Here is a 23,820-nt window from a genome sequence, read left to right as displayed (position 1 = left end):
GCGTGAAGAGACCGGCCTTTCCCCGCCTACCCACCGAGCACCGCTTCGGTGGCCAGGTTGAGCAACTGGTCGATGAGGACACCGGTGATGAGCTTGAAGATCGGGATCTCCAGCAGGGAGGCGCCGAACGTGACAGCGGCCGTGGCGACCGCCTGCGCTATCTGAATCGCGAGAAGCGTCAGCTGCACGATGACGTTGATCTTCAACGCGAGGACAATCCCGGCGCACACCATGAGCCCGGTTCCGATGAGCGCCGCCGCGGACGCCCCGTCGTCCAGGTTGGTCTTCGCCGAGTCGGCGGCCTGCCAGCTCGTCTGGAAGCGTTCGATGGCGTCGTCGCGGTTCTGGGTCCACATCTGCTGCGCCGACCGATCGGCGTCGGCCACCGGAGCACGGAGCCGGTCCGGGAAGGCGAGCCACGCCTGGCCCATCTCCAGCAGCTTCGTCTCGTCGGCCTCGGGCCACGTATAGCCGAGCATGGCGAGCAGGGACACCAGCTCTCCCGGCAGGGTCATTCCCATGTCAGCCGAGCACCTCACGGAAGCGGCCGAGGCTCTCGGCGATCATGCGTTCGGTCTCCTGGTAGTTGAGACCCATCACCCGGCTCAGCTTCCCGATGTCCTCGATCTCGACGAGGTTCGCCTCGTAGCTCTCCAGCGCCAGGTCGCGGATCGTCTCGTACACCATCCCGATGAGCGAGCCGAGGTCGTCGTTGCCCCACGGGGTGCCGAAGGCCGCCAACTCGGCGTCGAACGCGGACAGTGCGGCACGCAGACGCTGCGCCGAGGCGACGATGTCGTCGCCCGCCCCGATGATCGATTCGGGATCGATCTCGATCTCGCGGGCCATCAGCGCTCCCCTCCGTCGATCATCGTCCCGGCTCCCGGATGGTCCGCATCACGCCGGTAAGCGCGCCGGTGAGCGCGGACATCTGACGGACGCTCGCCTCCTGCAACTCGCGCAGCCGCGCGTCGAGCACGGCGGAGCCCAGCCCCTGCGGCGCCGAGACGGAAGGCTGGCCGCCAGCGCGTCGAGCACCTCGGGCGGACAGCCGCGCCGATGCCGTGCGTGGTAGGTCGCCACCTCACCGCCGAAGCCGTCGCCACACCGGCAGCCTGCCCGCCGTGGCGGTTCCGAGGCCAGCGGTTCTGCTCAGGGCACGCACCCGACCGCCTCGACCGCCGCGCCCGTCCCCCTGCGCGCCGCAGGTCGCAACTGCCGTACGGCATCCGCACCATCGCCTCCGGTCCCGATCGCCTACCGTTCGGGGATGGACACCCCGTCGGCGTCGAGCGGTGAGCCGTCCTGCGCACGGTCGGTCTCGACCACTGTCAGTCGCACGACCACGTTGCCGTCGTTGTCAGGGAAACGGCTGAACGTCATCAGGACGAACCCCAACCGCTTGGTGCCCCGTACGGCGTTGTCGAGGGGGGTCATGCCGACGCCCTCGACCAGCCACTCGTAGACCGGCTGCGCGTCCTCGTCCCGCCAGCCCTTGAAGCGGGCCTGGTGAACCGCCAGGGTCAGCTTCTCGGCCAGGTACGACGGGTCGCACACACTGACGATCGTCAGGTCGAGTTCCTCGAACCGGTGCCCCGCCCCGAACTGCCATCGGACCCGCACCTCGCGGACTCCCGGGGTCAACGGACGCCCGAGGAACATCCAGAAGTAGGTCTCCGTGACGGGCGCTTGGGTGCTGAGCCAGTTCTCCCGGTCCTGCTCCAGCACGATCCAGGGTGCGGGGACGTCGTTGAACTCGTCGGCCCACACGACCTCGGGGATCTCCCAGTCCTCCCACCAGGACCGGACCCGATCCCGGTTGGCCAGGAACTTCGCCCGTAGCTCCTCGTGCCGGCGGCGGCGTCCGAACATGATCGATCACTCCCCGTGGTCCCAGTCGAGGCCCCAGATGCGGACGGTGCCCTGGAAGTCGCCGGTGACGACGGTGCTGAAGGAGCCGTCGGCGCGTACCGCGTTCACCCAGGCGAGGTGACCGTGCAGCGTGCGGATCCGGCGTCCGGTTCGCAGGTCCCAGACGTCGACGGTCTGCTCGCCCGGGTCTCCCGCGACGGCGAACGTGCCGTCGGCGGACACCGCCACGTTGTCGATCCCGTACCCGGGGTGGTCGGGATCGCCGACGGCCCTTCCGTCGAACACCAGGTCTCCGGTCGCGGTGTGCCAGACGACGAAGCCCTGCTGACCGGCGATGGCGGCGAGGCGACGGCCGCCGGTGAAGGACAGGGTGGCCGAGGAGGTGTGCTTCACCCACTGGATCTCGTACAGCGGGCGCCGGTCACCCGGTCGCCACGCGGTCAGGCGGGTCATCCCGGCCATCAGCAGCACACCGGAGGCGAAGCGGATCTCCGTGTGCGCGTCGACGTGCGGGAAGGTCCGCACCAACTTTCCGGTGTCCGTCGACCGGACCTCCACGGTGTTCGTGTCGCCCGTTCGCAGGTGCACGGCGATCAGCCGGGATTCCTCGTCGGCCGTGACGCCGGCGATGGTGCCGCGCCCGGTACGGACCGTCGCGACGCAGGCGGCGGCCTCCAGCGACCACACCGTCGCCAGGCCGTACCCGAATCCGACGGTCAGCAGGTCGCCGGAGAGATCGAGCGTCGTGGTCCCCTCGTCGCTGGGCAGCGCACCGGCGACCCGGATCCGTGGCTGGAACGTCGCGGTGTCGTGACAGGCGACCGACCCGTCCGAGTAGACGACGACCAGATCGCGGTCGCCCCTGGCGAAGCGCAGCGTGGTGGCGGGGTTGCGTTGCTGGGTCACCGAACCCGTCTTCTCAAGGGTCTCCAGGTCGAAGATCTCCACCTCGTCGACGTTGGCGGGAAAGGCGAACAACCTGCCGGAATCACTGACGTCGAAGGTTCCGCGGGTGAGCATGATGTCGGACAGCTCCTGCTGCACCCAGACGCCGGCCAGCCCGGTGCGCCGCAGATCCCGGCCGGCGGCCCGGGACGCACGGCGCAGGCGCGGGTGGCGGTGATAGCCGGGAATGGCCCTGGCCTCGCGGATCGCCTCCGCCGCCGCCCGTCGCCCCCCGGACTCGATCAGCGCTTCGATTCGATCCATGACCTGCTCGAATGCGCTCTCCTCGTGGGCGAGGACACCGACCGGGCGGGGTGGCGCGTACGACCACGGGGCGAGGTGTCCGCTGAGCGGCATGGGCAGGCGGGACAGCGAGGTCTGGCCGCGGGGAAAGCCCACCGACTCGGCGACGACGGCGTACCCGCAGTCGCCGCTGAACGTCGTCGCGTCGCGACGCGTACCCCGCTCGAAGTCCTTGTCGAAGGTGCGGACGCAGCGGCGGTTGGCCAGTTCGAGGACCTGGAGGTCTCCGGTCCCGGGGTCGACCAGCGCCCAGCCCGCACGGCCCGAGACGCCGAGCAGGTCGTAGCTCGTCAGCCAGGGAATCTCCCACTGGCGCGGCCCGTCCCAGACCCGCATGTCCACCGCCATCAGCGAGCGGAAGCCGCGCCTCAGGACGGTCGAGCCGTCCGCTGCCACTGCGACCTTCTGGTGGTCGGGCTCCACCTCGTCGGGAGGTATCTGCAGGCCCCGCATCCGGGTGCGACGCAGCGGCCACCACTGCTCCACCCGGTGGTCGACCCCCGAGTGGACACGCCCCAGCGAGGCCGAGACGAGCACCTCGGCGTCCGGGCCGAGGACCACCCGGGTGATCCTGCCCTGGTGGGGCCGGATGTCGGCAACCGTCTCCCACGTGCCGGCGCGGAGGACGAGGACGCGGCCGTCGGCCGTGCCCACGGCCGCGAAGCCGCCCTCGGGGCTGAGCGCCACGGCCGTGCCACCCTCCCACCGGCCGTCCGGCTCGGCGGCTCCGTCCACCAGGCGCCACGCCTCGACCACGGCATCCCGGTGGCAGACCAGGATCCGGGTGCCGGCGTGGTCGATGGCGACATCGACGGGAACCCGACCGGAATCGGCGAGTTCGGCGACGACCCGGCCGGTGAACGCGTCCCAGATCCGCACCCGGCCCGACTCCTCCGCCACCACGACGTGTGTCGCGTCGTGGTCGCAGGCCATGGCCACGACCGTGCCGGACGTGCGCCCGAACACCTCAAGGGTGCCTCTCGGCTCCAGCCGGGCGCAGCGTTCCCGCGCGACCGCGATCTCGGGTGAGCCCGGGTGCTTCCGGTCCGCCTCGGTTAGGTGGCGGGCGGCGAGGACACCGTCGCCGCGTTCCATGTGCACCATCGCGGCCAGGTAGTCCGCCTCCCAGGAGTCGCCGGTGGCGCGCAGTTCCGACAGCAGCGTCTCGTCGGTGACCAGGCCGTCGGCCCACCTGATCAGCCCGTGGTTGTAGACCGCGCGGACGTTGTTCGGGTCGATCGTCTTGGCCCGCTCGAACAGCTCGATCGCCCGGCTCTGCTCACCGAGGTCCCACAGCGACAGCGCCTTGTTGGACAGGCCGTCGGCCCGAAGCGACGGCGGGACCTGGCCGGAGTGCGGGTAGGGGCTTCCGGTGCCGTCTGCGTACACGTCCAGGAGCACGGCCTCCGCCTCGGCGGTGTCGCCGACCCGCGACCGGGGATCGCGGTCGAGGCAGCCCGCCAGCAGGTCTCGCAGCGCCGGCGGGAGATCGTCGCGTAGTTCGGCCAGCGCGTCCGCACCGTCGTGGCCCCACTTCCAGAGCCGGCGCCCGTGCAGCAACTCGATCACTGTCAACGCCCAGGACCACATGTCGCTGGCCCGGCCGATCCGGCCCGCCGGATCGACCTGTTCCGGCGAGCAATATTGCGGGGTGAAGCCGCCGAGCGTCGCGTACCCGGTCTCGTCGCCACCCTGCGGGGGCGAGGAGACGGATGCCTTCGCCTTGGCCGTGCCGAAGTCGGTGACCCTCGCCGTCTCGCCGTCGTACATGACGTTTGACGGCTTGACGTCCTGGTGCACCAGGCCCGCCGCGTGGGCGTGCCCGATGCCGCGCAGCATCTGGATCGCCACGTCGAGCGCCCGCGGCAGGTCGCGGCACCGGCCGTCCCGGACCGCCGCGGTCAGGTCCCCGCCCGCGACCCATTCCGCGAAGATCACCGGGTACGCCCCGACGCGCTGTACGTAGTTGCAGCCGACCACGTTCGGGTGCGGGTCGAGGTCGGTCCAGGCCTGCGCCTCCTGGGCGAGCAGGTCGAGGATCCCGGGCGCCGAGGCCAGGTCGGGGCGCGGTGTCTTCACCGCCAGGTCGACGCCCCAGCCGAGGTGATGCGCGCGGTAGACGAACCCCGTGCCGCCGGTCTCGACGACCTCCTCGATGCGGAACGTGTCGAGGACGGTCTCCCCCGGCTGCCACCGGATGACCTGCCCCGCGTCCACGCCGAAGCCCTAGTCGACGAGCGCCACGTAGATCGGACTACCCAGCAGCGTGCCGTTCGCCCCTGGTTTCTCGGCCAGCCGCTTGGCGACGAACTCGACCCGTTGCGCCGGCCCCGGCAGCGCGGCCCCGATCTGCGCCAGCGACTCGTGGAAGCGCTCGTCGTCGAACTCGCCCGGGTCGGCCCGCAGTTCCCGAAGTTTGCGGAACAGGTACGGCGGGACCGATCCGACCGGTTCGGCGTCGCCGCCACCGACCACGTGCGACGCCGATCCGCCGAGGATGACGACCTGGTCGTCGAGCGTCCCCGCGAAGACGACGATGCCGGCGGTCGGGAAGACCTGCCAGCGCATCTCCAGGCAGGCCTGGACGTAGGGGCGTTCCTCGTAGGCGGCGCCGATCTGGTCGGCGTCCTGCAGGTGCCGGATCACCTTCTCCAGCTTGTCGAGGTCGTGGCGCTCGGGTAGGACCGCCTTGCGGCTGTAGCGGACGACCTTCAGGTCCACGGCGAGTTCGGTCTCGTGCTGCGCGGCGGAGGCGACCTGTGCGGCCAGGAGCCCGATCTTGAGGTGCGACAGGTAGAGGTAGTACTTCAGGCTCAAGATGCACTCCGGTTACGGGGAGACGTCCGAGCCCCACCCTACGTGACGCACGCTCGCGCTACTTGCCCCCGATCGACGATTATCGGTATCTGCGCGGAGCGATCTTGTTTGTCGGACCGTTCGTGCAGGATGAGCGCCCTGACGGCGCAGCACTGCCACGTCACCAACCACGACACCCTCGCCTTCGTCGACGCCGGCACCGCCACGAGGGCGGCCGCGGAGATCCGGGCGCTCGCCGCTGCCCGTACGTGGGGCGAAGCCAGTCAGATGACGATGATCCACCTGGAGCACCCGGCCGGCCCGGAGCGCCAGGACGAAGACCCCCTATCCGCCGAGGACGTCAGGGGCTCCGCCGCCAAGCGGTAGCAGGGCGTGCCATTCGGATGATCTCTCCGCTACAGTCCACCCGTACAAGCGCGTAACGACGGGCTTCCGGTCATCGCCGGACACGCCCCCATGCGCACGATCAATTCGTGCTGCCCGGGGGCAAGTCGTGTCAGCCTTTCGTACCTCCGCCGACGGCCTGCTGCGCTACGCGGCCGGCGGCGCACTCGCCGAGCGGATCGCGGAGCACATCGGGCACAGTGTGAGCGCCTCCGAACGGCGGTCCTGGGAGCGGAGTCTGCCGGTGCTCGCCCAGGACCTCGCCGACGCGGGCCTCGGGCAGGTCGAGATGCTGGTGGAGTACCAACTCCCGCTGACCAGTAAGCGGATCGACGTCGTCCTCGCCGGCACGCATCCGAGGACGGCCGAGGACTCCTACGTCGTGGTGGAGTTGAAGCAGTGGTCCCGGGTCGAGTCGTACGAGGGATCCGAGAGCCTGGTCCTGGTCGAGCACGCCGCGACTCCTCGGCTGCATCCCGGGGCGCAGGTCGAGGACTACTGCGAGTACCTGGCGGACTTCCTCGGCGTGCTCGCCCATGCACGTAACCCGATCGCCGGGGTCGCCTACCTGCACAACGCCGTCGACCGCGACATCGACGAACTCTTCGCCCGGCGGCCGACGGAGCAGAGCCGGATCTTCACCAAGCAGCGCCGCGGCCAGTTCCTCGACCACCTGCGCAGCCATCTCGCCCCCGGCTCCGGCGCGGCCGCCGCGGACCGCTTCCTCACCAGTTCGGTACGTCCCAGCAAGCACCTGTTGTCCTACGCCGCCGCCGAACTGAAGGACCGATCCCACTTCACGCTGCTCGGCGACCAGCGCCTGGCGTACGAGTTGGTGCTGCACGCCGTCGAACGCGCGCGCAACGCCGACCGCAAGTCGGTCGTGGTGGTCGCCGGCGGGCCGGGCAGCGGCAAGAGCGTCATCGCGTTGTCGGTGCTCGGCGAACTGGCCCGGCAGCAGCGCTCGGTCATGCACGCGACGGGTTCCCGCTCGTTCACCCAGACGCTGCGCCGCTACGCGGGCAAGGGTTCGACCCGGTTGAAGAACCTTTTCGGCTACTTCAACAGCTTCATGACCGCCGAGCGCAACGGCCTCGACGTACTGATCTGCGACGAGGCGCACCGGATCCGGGAGACCTCGGTCAACCGGTTCACCCCAAAGGCGAGGCGGGAACGCTCGCGCCCGCAGATCGACGAGTTGCTCGCCGCTGCCCGGGTACCGGTCTTCCTGCTCGACGAGCACCAGGTGGTCAAGCCGGGTGAGCTCGGAAACGTCGACGTCATCTCGGCGCACGCGAGGCAGCTCAACCTGGACGTCGAGGTGGTGTCGCTGCACGATCAGTTCCGGTGCGGTGGCAGTGAGGCGTACGAGGAGTGGGTCGTCGACCTGCTCGGCCTCGACGGCGGCAAGCCGTCGGTGTGGGCCGGAGACGGACGCTTCGACCTGCGGCTGGCGGATTCGCCGGCGGAGATGGAGGCGTTTCTGGCCGCGAGGCAGGCGGCCGGGGAGACGGCGCGGATGTCGGCCGGGTACTGCTGGCCGTGGAGCGACCCGCTACCGGACGATTCCCTGGTCCCGGACGTGCGGATCGACGGCTGGGCGCGACCTTGGAACGTCAGGAGTGACCGCAGCGTCGGGGATGCGCCCGGCAGCGCGTTCTGGGCCACCGATCCACACGGTTTCGGCCAGGTGGGCTGTGTCTACACGGCACAGGGCTTCGAGTACGAATGGTCCGGTGTCATCCTCGGACCCGACCTCGTAGCGCGGGACGGCCGGCTCGTCACCCAGCGCGCGGAGTCGAAGGATCCGGCATTCCGCAGCCGGAAGACGCTCAGCGACGCGGAGGCGGACCGCCTGATCCGCAACACCTACAAGGTCCTGATGACGCGAGGTATGCGCGGCACGATTCTGTACTCGACTGACGCCGAGACCCGGGCATGGCTCGACTCGCTGATTCGGGTGGAACGCGATCTCGAAACGGTCTACGAACCCAGCGGCGGCTGAGATCCCGGTAGCGCCCTTCGCATCGATGCGTAGTGCCCCACAACGCTTGCCTCGGCGGCCCGTCCGGGAGTTGGCTGTCGGGTATGGCCCGCATCGCGTACCACGACGCCGACGCCGAGGCGTTCGCCGCGACCCGGCACCTCACCGACGACGGTCTCACGGCCTGGCGGGCCGCCGTCACCCGCCACCTCACCCCGCGCCCGGGGATGCGACTGCTCGACCTGGGTGCTGGGACCGGCGCCTGGGCACGCGCGTTCACCGACTGGTTCCCCGGGGTCGAGGTGATCGCCGTCGAACCGTCGGCGGCGATGCGCGCCCGGTGCGCGTTCGCGCCACTCGTCGCGGGCGACGCCGGGCACATCCCCCTGACCGACGACAGCGTCGACGGCGTGTGGCTGTCCACAGTCGTCCACCACGTGCCCGACCTGGCCGCCGCGGCATACGAGCTGCGCCGGGTGCTGCGGCCCGGAGCCCCGGTGCTCATCCGCTCCGCGTTCGCCGGGCGGCACGAGGCGATCACGCTGTTCGACTACTTCCCCGAGGCGATCCGGGTGCTCGACACGTACCCCGGGATCGCCGACGTCGAGGCCGCCTTCGCCGCCGCCGGGTTCGCCACCGCGGCGGTCGAGCAGGTTCCGCAGGTCACCGCACCGTCGCTGCGGGAGGCGGCGGCCGGCCTGCGCCGGGAGGCGCACACGCCGCTTCAGCTCATCACCGACGCGGAGTACGCCGCGGGCGTCCAGCGGTTGCGCGAAGCAGCAAGGACCCAGACCGGTCCGGTCGTCGACGCCCTCGATCTGCTCGTGTTGCGCTGAAACACGCGGTTAGGGTGGGGCGATGGATCATCGTCAGTGGACGGTCGTCGGAGCCCCGTCGAGTGCCGGTGCCCACACCCCGGGCATCGAGCGCGCCCCGGCCGCCCTGCGCGCCGCGGGCCTGCTCGACCGGCTGGGCGCCGACGTCGAGGACGCCGGTGACGTACCGGGCTTCCGGTGGCGGCCGGATCCCGCGTACCCCAGGGGTCAGAACGCGGGCGCGGTGGCCGCCGTCGCCTCGGCGGTGGCCGACCGGGTCGCGGCGGCGCTGGTGCGGGGGCGCGCGCCGCTGGTGCTCGGCGGCGACTGCACAGTCACTGTCGGCCTGGTCGCCGGTTGCGCGCGGGCCGGGCTGTCGCCGGCGCTGGTGTACGTGGACGGCGGCCCGGATCTCTACACGCCGGAGACCCGCGCGAACGGCAACCTGGACGCCATGGGGCTGGCACACATGCTCGGGTTGCCGGGGACGCTGCCCGAGGTGGCCGGTGTCGGGCCGGCGGTGCCGTTGCTGTCGCCGGATCGGGTGGTGGTGTACGGGGACTCGCTGCCCCGCGGTGACCACGAGCGGGAGCTGGTGGCGGAGCTGGGCCTTACCTACGTGCCGGCCGACGAGGTGCACGCCGACGCGGGGGCGGCGGCGCGCCGGGCCCGGTCGGTGGCCGAGGGCGGGGCCGATCGGTTCGTGGTGCACTTCGACGTGGACGTGCTGAGTTTCGTGGACGCGCCGCTGGCGGACGTGCCGGAGCCGTTCGGGCTCAGCCTCGGCGAGGCGGCGGTGACGCTGGCGGAGCTGGTGGCGAGCCCTCGGTTCGCCGGGTTGTCGGTCACCGAGATCAACCCGGATCATCTGCCCGACGACGAGCTGCTCCCCCGGTTCGCCAGTGTGCTGGCCGGGGCGCTGACCGGGCGCTAGGCGGTCTCCGCGAGATGCAGCGGCAGCACCTTCGCCGCGCTGACCGCCAGGTCGCGGTCGAGCACCTCGTCGCACGGCACGAAGACCATCGCCTGCCCCTCGCCGAGCATCACGTCCTCCTGCCGGGCGTCGGTGGCGCCGCGGAAGACGTACACGGTGACGGTGTGCGGAAAGCCGTCCTCGTGTGGTCGCGGGCCGCTCCACAGCAGGTGCAGCTCACCGGCCGTCAGGCCGGTCTCCTCGTGTAGCTCACGGCGGGCGGCCTGCTCCGGTGTCTCGCCGGGCTCGATGCTGCCGCCGGGCAGGCCCCACTTGTACGGCGCGACCGGCGCGTTGCCGTCGCGGTGCTGCATGAGAATCGCGCCGGTCGGGTCGACGAGCAGGACGAGAGCGACGTCGTATGCGGCCATGTCCTGAGCCTGCCACGCGACACCGGCGACACGCAGTCGCAACTTTCCGCCGCGCGTCTCCACCCAGACATCGAAAGCCTGGTACCTGGAGATCGACATCCACTGGGCGGTCACCGGCGGCATCACCTCCGGCGAGGGCGTCGACGACCCGGAGGGCTTCACGCCGGACGTGATCCGCTCGGCGCAGCAGCGGGTGTTGCACCGCGACCCGGCCACCGGCGGCATCGCCGACCTGGGCACCGGGGTGATCGACTTCGCGCGGATCTTCCGGGGGCACCAGGTCATGGAGTACATCGTGGAGAACGACACCCCTGACGTGACGCCGCAGCGGACCGCCGAGGTCAGCTACCGCCACCTGCGCCGCCAACGCACGGCCCGATCATCCGGGGCGGCGCCCGTCTCCACGACGGGATCCCCCGGCCGGCGTCAGGTCAGGGGCACCCAGGCGAGGGTGGTCATGCCGGACAGGGCGGTCGCCTTGAGACCGGCGTCGGAGACCGTCCAGAGCACGTCGTCGATCATCAACGAGCGGCGGATCGGCGCCCACTCGCCGCCGTCGGCCAGGGCCCCCGGGTGGTCGACGGTGCCGGCGACGGTGAAGCCCTTGTCGCCCATTCGCAGTGCGAGCACACTCCCGGACGGCGGGCGCTTCGTGCCGTCGGCCTGGACGGTGTCCATGCCCGGCTGCCGTACCGGGAGCACCACCAGGCGCTCCGGCGCCCAGTAGAGGAACGCGTGCGGGTCGTGCTCGGCCTCGGACCAGCCGCCGGGGACGTGGTGCTGGGCGACGCGCGCCGGACGGGCCGGGTCGGCCACGTCGAACAGCGACACCTGGGTGCCCGTCACCCGTCCCCGGTCGGTCGCGTCCTGGCCGACCCCGATCAGGCGACCGTCACCGGCCGGGTGCAGGTACGACGAGTACCCGTTGATCTTCAGCTCGCCGGTGACCCGGGGCGCGGCCGGGTCGCGCAGGTCCACGCCGTACAGCGGGTCGGTCTGCCGGAACGTCACCACGTAGCCGATGCCGCCGACGAACCGCACCGCGAAGATCCGCTCGCCCTTGCCCAGGCCGGTCACCGCGCCGACCCGCTTGAGTGTGGCCCCGTCGGCGCGCAGCACGTACACGCCGGACTGCGAGGACGTTCCGCGCCCCCAGGTGTCGCCGGTGGTGGTGGCGACCCGCAGGTGACCGTCCCACTCGGACAGCGCGTACTGGCCGATCAGCCAGCCGGGCACGGACCCGGCGGCGACGAAGCGCGGTGTGCCCGCCACGGTGTCGAACTGGTAGATCTCGGTGCTGATGTCGCGCGCCGCGGACGGTCCGCCCCGCCACATCCGCCAGCGGTGGTCGTTGACGACGTAGAGGCGTGCGCCGTTGCTGTAGACGGCGTCGCCGTCGGCGGCCACGGTGACCGGGTCACCGGAACCCAGCGCGGACGCGCCCAGGTCGAAGCTGAGCACAGTCACCATCGACGCGCCGGAGAAGCCGGCCGGCCGGCTCAATCGGTCGCAGCCCACCCGCCCGGTGCCGACGGTCCGCACGCCGTCGCGGATCTCGTAGCCGGGCAGCCAGTCGTCGAGCGTGGCCTTGTCGATGACCGCGCGGTTGGCCGCGATCCGCTGCGCGTCGGTCCGGTGGCCGGCGAGGTGGGGGAAGTCGAGCCGGGGCGAGGACCGGATCAAGACGCGGGCGGTTGCGCCGACCTGCCGCGCGTCGACCAGAAGACCGTCGATCCGGTACTCCCCCACCACGCGGGGCGGCCCGGCGAGATCCACCAGGACCAGCCGCGCCTGCGCGTTCGTGCGCCGGACCGCCGGACCGCCCGGCACGGGCCCCCAGACAGGCTGTCCGGGACCCAGCAGCACGAGCGCCCGGTCGCCGTGCAGCAGCAGGCTCGCCTCGCCACCGGAGAACGGCTCGGCGTCGGGGTTGAGCGTAAGCCGGCCGGTCACGCGCCGGGTCGCCGGATCGACCACCGACAGCACGCCCCGGCTGACCGTGACGATCCGCTGCCCGTCGGTCTTGACCAGGTCCGGTTCGTCCACGCCCGGTTCGTGCACATTGGTGCCGGAGAAGTCGGGTGTGGACACCGCCGCCGCGTCCTCGGCGGCGCCACCTACCGCCGCCGCCCGTTTCGCGGTGTACGGCACGATATCGCCCGGTCCCAGGCCCCACGGGCCGACCGCCGCCTTCGCGGCCGTGCGGAGCTGCCGCAGCGCCTCGTCGCAGTTGTCGAAGGCCACCAGCCGCAGTCCGCCGGCCGGTACGACCCGCCCGGTGGGCGACGGGTCGGCGCGCGGCGGTGCCGCGGTGCAGCCGGCGAGGACCAACGTGGCGGCCATCATCCACCGGTACGTCCGGGATGCGTGACGGGTCATGCCGGTCAGACGCGGCGGCGACGAGCGCGGTTCCCGGCCCGGCCGCTCAACCGCCGGGCGCGGCGCTCAACCGCCCGCCATCGCGCCGAGAACGATGAACGGCTCCTTGCCGGCGACCACCTCCTCGGGCAGCGGGTCGTCCGGGGACTCGTTGGAGAGGTCCAGCTCGCAGGCGTAGAAGCGGACGAACGGCCGGCGCTTCCCGCTGTGCCGGTCGCGGATCGTGCCCAGGAGCATCGGGTACGCGGCCTCCAGCGCGTCGAGCACCTCCCGCTGGGTGGGCGGCCCGGCCACCTCGACACGGACCTCGCCGGTGACGTGGGCCAGGTTCTTCAGGTGCGCCGGCAGCACCACCCGGATCACGGCAGCACCTGGACCTCGACCGAGAGCACGCCCGGCAGGTCCCGCACGATCGGCGCCCACGTGTCGCCGCCGTCGGCCGAGTGGTAGACCTGACCACCGGTGGTGCCGAAGTAGACGCCGCACGGGTCGAGCGTGTCGACGGCCATCGCGTCGCGCAGCACGTTGACGTAGCAGTGCGACTGCGGCAGCCCCTCGGTCAGCGGCTCCCAGTGCTCACCGCCGGTACGGCTGCGGTAGACCCGCAGCTTGCCCTCCGGCGGGTAGTGCAGCGAATCGCTGGTGATCGGCACCACGTAGATCGTCTCCGGTTCGTGCGCGTGCACCGCGATCGGGAAACCGAAGTCCGTCGGCAGGTCGCCGCTGACCTCCCGCCAGTTGGCGCCGGCGTCGTCGGTGCGCATGACGTCCCAGTGCTTCTGCATGAACAGCGTGTCCGGCCGGGACGGATGCTGCGCGAGCCGGTGCACGCAGTGCCCGACCTCCGAGTCGGTGTCGGGGATCTCGCCCGAGCGGAGCCCCTTGTTGATCGGCAGCCAGCTCGCGCCGGCGTCGTCGCTGCGGAACGCGCCCGCCGCCGAGATCGCCACGTAGATCCGGTCCCGGTCGGCCGGGTCGAGCAGGATCGTGTGCAGGCACATCCCGCCCGCGCCGGGCTGCCAGGACGGGCCGGTCGGGTGCTGGCGCAGAGCGGTCAGCTCGGACCACTTCTGGGCGCCGTCGGTGGTCAGGTAGAGGGCGGCGTCCTCGCCGCCCGCGTACACGGTGTCGGGGTCGTGGCGGGACGGCTCCAGGTGCCAGATCCGCTTGAACTCCCACGGCCGTGGGGTGCCGTCATACCAGAGGTGCTGACCGACCTCGCCGCTGTAGGCGAAGTCGTTGCCGACCGTCTCCCAGGTCCGGCCACCGTCGTCCGAGCGCTGGATCAGCTGCCCGAACCAGCCGCCGGACTGGGACGCGTACAGCCGGTCCGGTTCGGCGGGTGAGCCGGTCAGGTGGTAGATCTCCCAGCCGCCGAAGTGCGGCCCGTCGACGGTCCAGTCGTCGCGCTTGCCGTCCGAGGTCAGGATGAACGCGCCCTTGCGCGTGCCGACAAGTACTCGTACGCCGCTCATGTCTCGTCCTCTCGTCCGAGGGTCATCCCCGCACTGACCGTGCGGCTCACCGGAACTCATCGCTGTCGTACTCCCCGGCTACGACATTTCCGTCCCGACCGCGCGACGGCGGGGCCGCCACGCCGGTGCGGCCGCAATGTCGGGGGCTGCGGCTAGCCTGCTCGCATGACCGGCCCCGGAGACGTCCCACCCGAGCACCTCGACCGACTGCGGCCGGTCTGCCTCGGCCTGCCGGAGACCTACGAGGAGGCGGCCTGGGTCGGCGTCCGGTGGCGCGTCCGCGGCCGCACGTTCGCGCACGTGCTCACCGTCGACCCGGGCCACCAGGCGGCGTACGCGCGGGCCGCGGCGACCGACGAGCCGGTGTGCGTGATGACGTTCCGCTCCCCCGGCGACGAGATCGCCGGGCTGCTCGCGGCCGGGCCGCACTTCTTCAAGCCGGACTGGGCCGCCGACGTGGTCGGCCTGCGGCTGGACGCGGACACGGACTGGATCGAGGTCGCCGAACTGCTCACCGAGAGCTACTGCGTGCTGGCCCCCAAGAAGCTCGTCGCGCTCGTCGACGGGCCGCCGGGGCGGTGACGGCGCCGGCCGGGACTTCCCAGGGCCGAGGCGTCGGCAGTACGGTGGGCGTGGTGTGCCGGGAAGCCTGGTCGGCGGTCGTTGCCCCGCCGGACCCTGGAGCCACGCGATGCGAGCCCACCCCGCTGTACACACCCGTGACCTGACCAAACACTACGGCCGCCTGGTGGCCCTCGACGGCCTGGATCTGACCGTCGCCGCCGGTGAGGTGGTCGGCCTCCTCGGCCCGAACGGCGCCGGCAAGTCCACCACCATCCGGCTGCTGCTCGGCCTCGCCCGTCCGACCCGGGGTCTCGCCCGGATCTTCGAGGTGGACGCGGCGGATGTGCGGGCGGCGCACCGGCTGCTGGCGTACGTGCCGGCCGACGTGGCGCTCTGGCCGCAGCTCACCGGCGCGGAGATCCTCGACCTGCTCGCCGCGACCGGTCCCGGCGTCGACGCCGGCTACCGGGACGAACTCGTCGAGCGGTTCGCCCTCGACCCGTCCCGCCCGGCCGGTGCCTACTCGACCGGGAACCGGCAGAAGGTCGCCCTGGTCGCCGCGTTCGCCACCCGGGCGCCGCTGCTCGTGCTCGACGAGCCGACGAGCGGCCTGGATCCACTGATGGAGCTGCAGTTCCGCCGGGCGGTGGGCGAGGCGCGCGACAACGGGCAGAGCGTGCTGCTCTGTTCGCACCAGCTCGCCGAGGTGGAGGCGGTCTGTGACCGGGTGGCGATCCTGCGGGCCGGCCGGCTCGTGGACATCGCCCCGGTGCCGCAGCTGCGGCGGCTGCACCGCAACAAGGTGACGGTACGGTTCACCGGCTCGGCCCCGGATCTGGCCGGCGTGCCGGGCGTCGAAGCGGTCGAGGAGCGTGACGGGCTGCTGCGTTTCACCCTCGCCGGCCCGCCCGCCGCCGCGCTGCGCGCCCTGTCCGGGGCGGAGATCAGCACCCTGACCGTGCGCGAGCCCAGCCTGGAGGAGATCTTCCTCGACTACTACGGGGAGCAGGCGTGACGCGGCCGGCCGGCACAGCGGTCAGTCTGCTCGCCGTCCGCGGGATCTGGCGGCCGGCCCTCGTCGTGACCGGCGTGACAGTCGGCATGTCCGCCCTGGTGGTGGCCACCTACGCGCGGACCGTCGGCGAGGGCATGGACGCCGCCGCTCTGGAGGCGCTGGCGCGCAACCCCGCGATCCGTACGTTGTTCGGCGAGCCGGTCGCCCTGGACACCGCCGGCGGGTTCACCGTGTGGCGCACCGGCACGGTGCTGGCCGTGCTGCTCAGCGTGTGGAGCCTGCTGGCGACCGTCCGGACGACCCGGGGCGAGGAGGAGGCCGGCCGGTGGGGGCTGCTGCTCGCGGGCAGGCTGACGCCCGCCGCGGTGCTGCGGCGTCACCTGGCGCCGCTGATGGCGACGTCGGCACTGGCGGGGACGCTGCTCGCGGCCACGCTGACGATCGCCGGCACACCGTGGCAGGGTGCGCTGCTGCACGGCGCCGGTCTCGCCTCGGCCGGCGCGTTCGCGGCCGCGTTGGGCGCCGTCGTCGTGCAGGTCCAGCCGACCCGGGCGGGGGCGACGGGCACCGGCCTGGCCGTGCTCGGGGCCGGCCTGCTGGCGCGCATGGTCGGCGACGCCGGGCCGGCGTCGGCGTGGCTGCGGTGGCTGCCGCCGTACGGCCCGCTCGCGCTCACCCGTCCCTACCACGACAACCGGTGGCTGCCACTGCTCGTGTCGCTGACCGCCGTCGTTCTGCTGGCCGGGGCGGCGCTGGCCCTGTGCCGCCGGCGCGACGTGGGAGCGGGACTGCTGCGCCCGCCGGCCGGCCGGGCGCCGCGACGCGGCCTGCTCGGCTCGGTGCCGGCCTTCGCGGTACGACGCGCCCTGCGCCCGCTCGCCGGCTGGACCACCGGCGTCGCCGCCTACTTCCTGCTGATCGGCGTGCTCGCCACGTCGCTGACCGGCTTCCTGGAGGAGAACCCCGCCTTCGCCGACCTCGCCGCGCGGGCGGGCTTCGGCGGGCTCGACCACGTGCGGGGGTACGTGGCCACGCTGTTCGCACTGCTGGCGGTGCCGATCGGCGCGTTCGCCACCGCGCGGTTGCACGCCTTCGTCGGGGCGGAGGCCGCCGGTCGGCTCACGCTGCTGCGGGCCGGTCCGGTCAGCCGGGCCCGGCTGCTCGCCGCCGAGGTGGCCAGCGCGTCCGCCGGGGCGGTGGCGCTGGCGCTGGCCGCCGGTCTCGCGACGTGGCTGGGCACGGCCCTGGTCGGTGCCGGCCTGCCCGTCACCGCCGCCCTCGCGGGCACGCTCAACGTGCTGCCGCTCGCGTTGCTGGGCGCCGGGGCGGCCACCCTCGCCGTCGGGGCGGCACCCCGGCTGGTCGCCGTGCTGGGGATGCTGCCCACAGCCGGCGGTTTCCTGCTGACCGTGGTGGCCGAGAGCGTGCGCGCGCCCGCCTGGATCGGCACGCTGTCGCCGTACGCGCATCTCGCCGCCGTGCCCGACGCGGCGCCGAACTGGACGGCTCAGGGCGTGCTGCTCGCGGCGGCGGTCGCCCTGGCCGCCCTGGGCGGGTGGGCCTACGGCCGCCGGGACCTGGCGGGATGAGTCAGCCGAGCTTCTTGCGCAGCGTCTCGAACGCCAGGTCCGGACGCAGTGGCACGCCGAACCGCTCGTCGCCGTACGGGAACGGGCTCAGCTCGCCGGTACGGACGAAGCCGCGCCGCTCGTACCAGGCGATCAGGTCGTCGCGCTGGACGATCACGGTCATCCGCATCTCGCCGGCGTGCCACTGCTGCACCGCGTGGCGCTCGGCGGCGGCCAGCAGTTCCCGGCCCACGCCGCCGCCCTGCCGGCCGGGCGCGACCGCGAACATGCCGAAGTAGACGTGGTCGTCGCGGCGTTCCAGCTGGCAGCAGGCCACCAGGTCGCCGCCCTGCTCGGCGACCAGCACCACGCCGTCCTTGCCGGTGACCGCCGCGGCCACCATCTCCGGGTCGGTGCGCTGCCCGGCCAGCAGGTCCGCCTCGTGGGTCCAGCCCTGCCGGCTGCGCTCGCCCCGGTACGCCGACTCGATCAGGTCGACGAGGACGGCGACGTCCTCGGGGCGGGCGACCCGGACGGTACGGGGTGCGGGGCTGGTCATGGCGGTTCTCCACGGTCGCGGCGGCGTACCTGGTCAGCGTACGCACGCGGGTGTCCCGGACGGCGGCGGGGACCACCGGGGGCGGACGGTTCGTGGTTCACTGCCCGGCATGGAGACGACTGTCGGCGCGGCGGGCCTGCCCGCGGTCCTCGACCGGCCGTCCGGGCCGGTGCGCGGCGGCCTGGTGGTGTTGCACGGCTCGCACGCCGGGCACCGCTCCTTCTTCCTCTACGAGCACCTGGCCCGGCTGTTGCCTCCGGCCGGGATCGCGGTGCTGCGGTACGACCGCCGCCCGCGGGTGGACGGGCACGACGTGCCACTTGCCGACCAGGCCGAGGACGCGTCGGCAGCGGTGACCGAGTTGCGCCGGCACATCGGGCCGGTCCCGGTCGGGTTGTGGGGTTTCAGCCAGGGCGCGTGGGCGGCGGCGCTGACCGCCACCCGGCACCCGGTCGGCTTCCTGGTGCTGGTCGGGTGCAGCGCGGTCAGCCCGGCCGCCCAGATGCGGCACGGCACCGCCGAGCAGCTCCGCCGCAACGGCTACGGCCCGGCCGACCTCGCCGAGCTGGCCGAGGTGCGGCGCGTCGCCGAGGGCTTCCAGCGCGGCGACGTGCCACGGCCGCTGGCACAGGCCGCGATCGACGCGGCGACGCGGCGGCAGTGGTTCCCGCTGGCGTTCCTGCCGGAGGAGTTGCCCGCGGTGCCCGGCACCTGGACCGACATGGACTACGACCCGGCGCCGGTGCTGGCGCGGCTGACCTGCCCGGTGCTGCTCTGCCACGGCGAGACCGACGCGTGGATCCCGATCGAGGACAGCCTGGCGGTGTGGCAGCGGGCGGCACGCGACGCCGAGCTGACGGTGGCCCGGCTGGCCGGCTGCGACCATGCGCCCACGCTGGGCGGGGGCGAGGGCCTGGACAGCATCGCACCGCAGTACGAGCGGGTGCTCCTGGACTGGCTCGACCGGCGGCTGCCGGTCGACGGCTGGCCCGGCCGTCAGTCAGGGGACCGCAGGCCGGCGAGCAGCAGACCGACCAGCCGGCGCGCGTCGTAGCGCGGGTCGCTGTCCGCGCCGATGCAGAGGTTGCCGACGCCGCGCAGCAGCTGGTACGCGTCGACGTCCCGGCGGATCTCGCCGGCTTCCGCCGCGGCGGCGAGCAGATCGGCGCAGACGGGCACCAGCCGGTCGACGAAATAGCTGTGCAACGCGTCGAACTGCCCGCTGTCGGCGCGCAGCGCGGCGGCGAGCCCGTGTTTGGTGACCAGGAGGTCGACGAAACTGTCGATCCACCGGGTCAGCGCCGCGTACGGGGTGGGCCCCTCGGCGAGGCAGACCGGGCCGGCTTCGGCGCACGCCTCGACCTGATGCCGGTAGACCGCGACGACGAGGTCGGCCCGGGTCGGGAAGTGCCGGTAGACGGTGCCCACGCCGACGCCGGCCGCGGCGGCGATGTCGCGGACCGGGGCCTCGACGCCGGAGGCGACGAAGACCGCGGCGGCGGCGTCGAGCAGCGAGCGCTGGTTGCGCCGCGCGTCGGCCCGGCGGCGGCCCGGTTCGGTGGTGTCGGTCACGTTCGGCGTCTCCTCCTGGCCGGCGCTTGTTAAGCGGAACAGCGTTCCGTATGGTTAACGGAGCAGTGTTCCGCATGGCCATGGTGCCAGGTGGGACGTGAGATCACCGAATCAGGTCGCGCCCGTCGCGGCCACCGGAGGGAAACCCATGCAGTACCGCACCCTGGGCCGCACCGGCGTACAGGTCAGCGCGCTCGCGCTCGGCGCCATGAACCTCGGCCCGATCGGGGGCACCACCCAGGAGGAGGCCACCGCGCTCGTCGGCGCCGCCCTGGACGCCGGGATCAACCTGATCGACACCGCCGACGTCTACGGCAACGGGATCTCCGAGGAGATGGTGGGCCGGGCGATCGCCGGCCGCCGCGACGACGTGGTGCTCGCCACGAAGGCCGCCCTGCCCATGGGCGAGGACCGCAACCGCCGCGGCAGCTCCCGGCGCTGGCTGCTCACCGCGCTGGAGGACAGCCTGCGCCGGCTCGGCACCGACCACGTGGACCTCTACCAGATCCACCGCTGGGATCCGGCCACCAGCGACGAGGAGACGCTGTCGGCGCTCACCGACCTGCGGCAGGCCGGCAAGATCCGGCACTTCGGCACCTCCACCTACCCGGCCCACCGCCTGGTCGAGGCGCAGTGGGCGGCCCGCGAGCATCACCTCGGCCGGTACGCCACCGAGCAGCCCAGCTACTCGATCCTGCAACGCGGCGTCGAGGCGCACGTCCTGCCGGTCACGCAGCACTACGGGCTCGGCGTCCTGGTCTGGAGCCCGCTCGCGTCGGGCTGGCTCTCCGGGGCGATCCGGGCCGGCCGCGAGATCACCACCCACCGGTCCACGTTCATGCCGCAGCGCTTCGACCCGGCGGTCCCGGCCAACCGGGCCCGGCTCGACGCGGTGGAACGGCTGGCCGGTGTCGCCGACGACGCCGGTCTCACCCTGATCCAGCTCGCGCTCGGCTTCGTCACCGCGCACCCCGCCGTGACCAGCGCCATCATCGGGCCGCGTACGCCGGAACACCTGCACAGCCAGCTCGCCGCCGCCGGCACCGTGCTCAGCGCCGACACCCTGGACGCGATCGACGCGATCGTCGCCCCCGGCGTCGACCTGGCCCCGCAGGAGAAGAACGACACCCCGCCCGCTCTGCTCGACCCCGCGCTGCGCCGCCGCTGACCGCTACGCTGCCGCATGGCAGCCGGCCGGCCCACGTTCGGGAGCAGCCGGCTCGGCGATCCCGGGTTCACGGCGGACGACGACACGCCGGCCGCGCGGCAACGCTTCCGGCTGGTCGAGACGCTCTGACGGCGGCCCGGCCCACCGCGCCGCTCACTCGGTGGCGAGCCAGGCGCGCAGCTGGGCGCCGTGCTCGTCCAGCTCCGGGGGCGGCAGGTCGTAGCGGGGCGGCGCCCCGGACAGGCCGATCGGGTTCCGGATGCCCGGCACCCCGCCGGTCGTCACCACCGGGTCCAGGCCCAGGCCCTGGGCCAGCGCCACCCCCTCGGCCACCGAGTTGATCGGGCTGCACGGCACGCCCGCGGCGCGCAGCTCGGCGAACCAGGCCCCGCTGCCGCGCCGGGACAGCGCCGCCACCAGCAACGGGCGCAGCTGGTCGCGGTGCGCGGTGCGGTCGGCGTTGCGGCGGAACCGCGCGTCGTCGGCCAGCTCCGGCACGCCGAGCACCCGGCAGAGGGTACGGAACTGGCCGTCGTTCCCGGCGATCACCACCAGTTCGCCGTCGGCCGTGGGCAGCGGCTCGTACGGCACGATGCTCGGGTGCGCGTTGCCCATCCGGTGCGGCGCCGCTGCCCCCGCGACGTAGGCGCCGGTGTGGTTAACCAGGCCGGACAGCGCCGAGGAGAGCAGGTCCACAGTGACGTGCTGCCCGCGCCCGGTGGACTCCCGGTGCCGCAGCGCGGCCAGGATCCCGACCGCCGCGTGCAGTCCGGCGATCACGTCGAACACGGCCACCCCGGCCTTGTAGGGCGGACCGTCCGCGTCCCCGGTGAGGCTCATCAGCCCGGCCGCGGCCTGCACCATGAGGTCGTACCCGGGCAGGTCGGCGCCCCCGGCGTCGCCGAAGCCGCTGATCGAGGCGTACACCAGGCGGGCGTTGCGGGCGGTGGCCGAGTCGTGGTCGAGGCCGAAACGGCGCAGCGCGCCCGGGCGGAAGTTCTGGATCAGCACGTCGGCCCGGTCGGCGAGCCGGTGCGCCAGCGTCAGGTCACCGGGATCGGTCAGATCGAGCACCAGCGAACGCTTGTTGCGGTTGACCGCCAGGTAGTAGGTGGAGACGTCGTCGCGCACCGGGGGCCGCCACCCGCGGGTGTCGTCGCCGCCGGGCGCCTCCACCTTGACCACGTCCGCGCCGAGGTCGGCCAGGAGCATCGTCGCGTACGGCCCGGCGAGGATCCGGGAGAAGTCGGCGACGAGCACCCCGCGCAACGGACCCGACATGACACCCTCCCTCGCCGCCGACCACGATGACACATACCCGACGGCGTGCCCGGCAGGGGTGGCCGGCCCGGCTACGGTCGCGGTACGCCGGGCGGACACACCGGGATGGGGCGCGCGTGTCACCGCTGAGTCGCCCCGCTGGACCTGGCCCGGCGCTCGCCCGACCCGGGGCAGCAGGTGACCGCGTACGTGGAGGGCGACGGCGTGGCCGAGACGGAGCTGATCGACTTCGTGGCGCGGCACCTGTCCGCGCACAAACGCCCCCCGGCAGGTGCGGCTGCGATGGGCAAGGTGCAGAAGTCCCGCCTGACCGAGGCGTGACCCGCACCCCGCCGGGAACCAGCGCACCGCTTCCGACGACTATCCCTACATGGTGTGTGAGCAGTGGCGGGAAATCCTGTCGGCGCAGCTGGACGGTGAGGCGTCCGGCTCGGAGATCGAGGCGGCCGAGGCGCACCTGACCGGCTGCCCCGGATGCCGCGGCTGGTTCGACTCGGCCGCGTCGGTGACCCGGCGGGCCCGTACGCAGCTCGCCCCGCGGGTGCCCGACCTGGTCGACGCGGTCCTGGCCGCCGCTCCCCCGCCCCGGCCCGGTCGCCGTCACCGGATCACGCTCGGGCTGCGCGGGGCGCTCGGCCTGCTCGGCGCGGTGCAGCTCGTCCTCGGCCTGGCCCAGATCGGCCGGGAGGCGGTCGTCACGCACGCGCACACCTCCGGCCAGCACCTGTGGCACGAGTCGGCGGCGTGGAACGTCGCCGTCGGCGCCGGGTTCCTCTACGTGGCCGCTCGCCGGTCCGCTCCGTCCGGTCTGCTGCCGATGCTGAGCGCGTTCGTCGCGACGCTCGTGCTGCTGTCGGTGAACGACCTGATCACCGGGCAGGTGGCGATGACCCGGCTGGTCAGCCACGGCTTCCTGTTGGTCGGCTGGGCGGTGACGCTGGTGCTGTCCCGCCTCGGCCGACGCCCCGGCGACACCCCGCCCGGTCAGCGCCGGCCGGACCGGTCCCGGTGGGCGCTGCCGGCCGAGGAACCGGCCACGCCGGCGCTGCGGCTGGTGCCGCCCGGCCCGTACCCGGCACAGGCCCGCGACCGGCGCGCCGCCTGACCGTCCGCTCAGCGCGCGGCGGGCCCCGGCCGGTCGCCGTCTCAGCGGGCCCGGCGGTCGCGGGCGTCGCCGGACCAGGCGGCCACCAGGTCCTCCCGGGCGCGGGCCACGCGGGAGCGGATGGTGCCCACCGGGCAGCCGCACACCTCGGCCGCCTCGGCGTAGGACAGGCCGAGCACCTGGGTGGCCACGAACGCCTCCCGCCGGTCCGGCGGCAGCGTGGCGATGAGGCCGCGCAGCACCACCCCGTCCTCCCCGCCGCCGTTCACCGCGCCGGCCGCCTCGGCGGCGGCCTGCCAGTCCGGCAACGCGGCGACCCGGGGACGGGCGATCGCCGTCCGCACGTGGTCCACCGCGACCCGGCGGGCGATGGTGAAGATCCAGGTACGCGCCGACGACCGGCCCGCGAAGCCGGGCAGGCTGCGCAGCGCGCGCAGGAACGTCTCCTGGGCGAGGTCGTCGGCCTCGGCGGGCCCGGCGAGATGGGCGAGGAAACGCCACACCGGTGCCTGGAGGGCCCGGACGAACGCGGCGGCGGCCATCTGGTCTCCCCGGGCGGCGCGTCGCGCCCACCCGGTCACCTGCTCGTCGTCGGCGTCCGCGCTCATCCGCGGCCGACCCGCCGGTCCGGCATGCTCATGCCGGACGGTACGGATGCGCGCCCCGCTCG

23 protein-coding genes and 1 pseudogene are annotated in these 23,820 nt (G+C 73.1%); 11 read left to right on the top strand and 13 right to left on the bottom strand.

Annotated features, from left to right (window positions below; translation table 11 throughout):
* Window positions 1-26: 26 nt before the first annotated feature.
* The 5 genes from GA0070215_RS06890 to GA0070215_RS06870 form a co-directional block, all read right to left on the bottom strand.
* Window positions 27-521: a WXG100-like domain-containing protein gene (locus tag GA0070215_RS06890; protein WP_026267653.1), complete on the bottom strand. Its 495-nt coding sequence runs from the start codon at window positions 519-521 to the stop codon at window positions 27-29.
* A gap of 1 nt (window position 522) precedes the next feature.
* A complete protein-coding gene (locus GA0070215_RS06885) occupies window positions 523-849 on the bottom strand; it encodes a hypothetical protein (protein ID WP_091043067.1) in 327 nt (108 codons plus the stop codon).
* Between the two features lie 408 nt (window positions 850-1,257).
* The gene (locus GA0070215_RS06880; RefSeq protein ID WP_091043064.1) at window positions 1,258-1,872 is read right to left on the bottom strand and encodes a hypothetical protein; all 615 of its coding nucleotides are present in this window, start codon (window positions 1,870-1,872) and stop codon (window positions 1,258-1,260) included.
* Window positions 1,873-1,878: 6 nt separating this feature from the next.
* On the bottom strand, window positions 1,879-5,337 hold the full coding sequence (locus tag GA0070215_RS06875; protein WP_091043059.1) for a protein kinase domain-containing protein: 3,459 nt from the start codon (window positions 5,335-5,337) through the stop codon (window positions 1,879-1,881).
* Window positions 5,338-5,346: 9 nt separating this feature from the next.
* Entirely contained in the window at window positions 5,347-5,937 is a 591-nt protein-coding gene (locus GA0070215_RS06870) for a DUF7019 family protein (RefSeq protein WP_018784422.1), read from the bottom strand.
* 129 nt (window positions 5,938-6,066) lie between these two features.
* Between GA0070215_RS06870 and GA0070215_RS06865 the strand changes: the two genes are divergently transcribed.
* The 4 genes from GA0070215_RS06865 (at window position 6,067) to GA0070215_RS06850 (ending at window position 10,054) form a co-directional block, all read left to right on the top strand.
* Window positions 6,067-6,303: a hypothetical protein gene (locus GA0070215_RS06865; RefSeq protein WP_091043056.1), complete on the top strand. Its 237-nt coding sequence runs from the start codon at window positions 6,067-6,069 to the stop codon at window positions 6,301-6,303.
* 127 nt (window positions 6,304-6,430) lie between these two features.
* Entirely contained in the window at window positions 6,431-8,326 is a 1,896-nt protein-coding gene (locus GA0070215_RS06860; protein ID WP_091043053.1) for a DUF2075 domain-containing protein, read from the top strand.
* Window positions 8,327-8,409: 83 nt separating this feature from the next.
* Window positions 8,410-9,141 carry a class I SAM-dependent methyltransferase gene (locus GA0070215_RS06855; RefSeq protein ID WP_091043051.1) on the top strand — a complete coding sequence of 244 codons (732 nt, stop codon included), beginning with the start codon at window positions 8,410-8,412 and terminating at the stop codon, window positions 9,139-9,141.
* A gap of 22 nt (window positions 9,142-9,163) precedes the next feature.
* Window positions 9,164-10,054: an arginase family protein gene (locus GA0070215_RS06850; RefSeq protein WP_091043048.1), complete on the top strand. Its 891-nt coding sequence runs from the start codon at window positions 9,164-9,166 to the stop codon at window positions 10,052-10,054.
* Here GA0070215_RS06850 and GA0070215_RS29510 read toward each other — a convergent pair.
* The 4 genes from GA0070215_RS29510 to GA0070215_RS06825 all read right to left on the bottom strand — a co-directional run bounded on the left by GA0070215_RS29510 (window position 10,051) and on the right by GA0070215_RS06825 (window position 14,318).
* Entirely contained in the window at window positions 10,051-10,749 is a 699-nt protein-coding gene (locus GA0070215_RS29510; protein ID WP_279616540.1) for an NUDIX hydrolase, read from the bottom strand. The genes GA0070215_RS06850 and GA0070215_RS29510 overlap by 4 nt on opposite strands.
* A gap of 141 nt (window positions 10,750-10,890) precedes the next feature.
* Window positions 10,891-12,843, bottom strand: coding sequence for a beta-propeller domain-containing protein (locus GA0070215_RS06835; protein ID WP_244166899.1), 1,953 nt, complete (start codon window positions 12,841-12,843; stop codon window positions 10,891-10,893).
* Between the two features lie 66 nt (window positions 12,844-12,909).
* The gene (locus GA0070215_RS06830) at window positions 12,910-13,206 is read right to left on the bottom strand and encodes a MoaD/ThiS family protein (protein WP_018784437.1); all 297 of its coding nucleotides are present in this window, start codon (window positions 13,204-13,206) and stop codon (window positions 12,910-12,912) included.
* On the bottom strand, window positions 13,203-14,318 hold the full coding sequence (locus GA0070215_RS06825; protein ID WP_091043044.1) for a WD40/YVTN/BNR-like repeat-containing protein: 1,116 nt from the start codon (window positions 14,316-14,318) through the stop codon (window positions 13,203-13,205). Before GA0070215_RS06825 ends, GA0070215_RS06830 begins: the two co-directional genes overlap by 4 nt.
* A 165-nt stretch (window positions 14,319-14,483) precedes the next feature.
* Between GA0070215_RS06825 and GA0070215_RS06820 the strand changes: the two genes are divergently transcribed.
* The 3 genes from GA0070215_RS06820 to GA0070215_RS06810 all read left to right on the top strand — a co-directional run bounded on the left by GA0070215_RS06820 (window position 14,484) and on the right by GA0070215_RS06810 (window position 17,486).
* Complete coding sequence (locus GA0070215_RS06820) at window positions 14,484-14,900, top strand: MmcQ/YjbR family DNA-binding protein (protein ID WP_018784439.1); 417 nt, start codon at window positions 14,484-14,486, stop codon at window positions 14,898-14,900.
* A 109-nt stretch (window positions 14,901-15,009) separates the two neighbouring features.
* Window positions 15,010-15,897 (top strand): ABC transporter ATP-binding protein, encoded by an 888-nt coding sequence (locus GA0070215_RS06815; RefSeq protein ID WP_091043040.1) that lies wholly within the window; start codon window positions 15,010-15,012, stop codon window positions 15,895-15,897.
* Complete coding sequence (locus tag GA0070215_RS06810; protein WP_091043036.1) at window positions 15,894-17,486, top strand: hypothetical protein; 1,593 nt, start codon at window positions 15,894-15,896, stop codon at window positions 17,484-17,486. Before GA0070215_RS06815 ends, GA0070215_RS06810 begins: the two co-directional genes overlap by 4 nt.
* Before the next feature lies 1 nt (window position 17,487).
* Here GA0070215_RS06810 and GA0070215_RS06805 read toward each other — a convergent pair whose 3' ends face one another.
* Window positions 17,488-18,024 (bottom strand): GNAT family N-acetyltransferase, encoded by a 537-nt coding sequence (locus GA0070215_RS06805; RefSeq protein WP_091043032.1) that lies wholly within the window; start codon window positions 18,022-18,024, stop codon window positions 17,488-17,490.
* Between the two features lie 109 nt (window positions 18,025-18,133).
* On the opposite strand from GA0070215_RS06805, the gene GA0070215_RS06800 reads away from it, so the two are divergent.
* The gene (locus GA0070215_RS06800) at window positions 18,134-19,078 is read left to right on the top strand and encodes an alpha/beta hydrolase family protein (RefSeq protein WP_091043027.1); all 945 of its coding nucleotides are present in this window, start codon (window positions 18,134-18,136) and stop codon (window positions 19,076-19,078) included.
* On the opposite strand, the gene GA0070215_RS06795 is transcribed toward GA0070215_RS06800, so the two are convergent.
* Window positions 19,021-19,596 (bottom strand): TetR/AcrR family transcriptional regulator, encoded by a 576-nt coding sequence (locus tag GA0070215_RS06795; protein WP_091043024.1) that lies wholly within the window; start codon window positions 19,594-19,596, stop codon window positions 19,021-19,023. The genes GA0070215_RS06800 and GA0070215_RS06795 overlap by 58 nt on opposite strands.
* A 148-nt stretch (window positions 19,597-19,744) precedes the next feature.
* Between GA0070215_RS06795 and GA0070215_RS06790 the strand changes: the two genes are divergently transcribed.
* Complete coding sequence (locus GA0070215_RS06790; protein WP_091043020.1) at window positions 19,745-20,764, top strand: aldo/keto reductase; 1,020 nt, start codon at window positions 19,745-19,747, stop codon at window positions 20,762-20,764.
* 153 nt (window positions 20,765-20,917) lie between these two features.
* On the opposite strand, the gene GA0070215_RS06785 is transcribed toward GA0070215_RS06790, so the two are convergent.
* A complete protein-coding gene (locus GA0070215_RS06785; protein WP_091043015.1) occupies window positions 20,918-22,045 on the bottom strand; it encodes a CaiB/BaiF CoA transferase family protein in 1,128 nt (375 codons plus the stop codon).
* Between the two features lie 159 nt (window positions 22,046-22,204).
* Between GA0070215_RS06785 and GA0070215_RS27910 the strand changes: the two are divergent.
* Both GA0070215_RS27910 and GA0070215_RS06780 read left to right on the top strand, forming a co-directional pair.
* Window positions 22,205-22,366, top strand: a pseudogene (locus tag GA0070215_RS27910) (acyl-CoA synthetase); the annotation flags it as partial.
* 49 nt (window positions 22,367-22,415) lie between these two features.
* A complete protein-coding gene (locus GA0070215_RS06780; RefSeq protein WP_091043011.1) occupies window positions 22,416-23,150 on the top strand; it encodes a zf-HC2 domain-containing protein in 735 nt (244 codons plus the stop codon).
* A 41-nt stretch (window positions 23,151-23,191) separates the two neighbouring features.
* Here the strand turns inward: GA0070215_RS06780 and GA0070215_RS06775 are convergent, their stop codons facing one another.
* Window positions 23,192-23,758: a sigma-70 family RNA polymerase sigma factor gene (locus tag GA0070215_RS06775; protein ID WP_091043008.1), complete on the bottom strand. Its 567-nt coding sequence runs from the start codon at window positions 23,756-23,758 to the stop codon at window positions 23,192-23,194.
* Window positions 23,759-23,820 lie beyond the last annotated feature (62 nt).

Origin of the sequence: Micromonospora marina (genome assembly GCF_900091565.1) — a bacterium.
In the GTDB taxonomy this organism is placed as follows: Bacteria; Actinomycetota; Actinomycetes; order Mycobacteriales; family Micromonosporaceae; genus Micromonospora; species Micromonospora marina.
The sequence above is the reverse complement of the archived record's forward strand: the minus strand, read 5'-3'. Positions and strand labels throughout refer to the sequence as shown.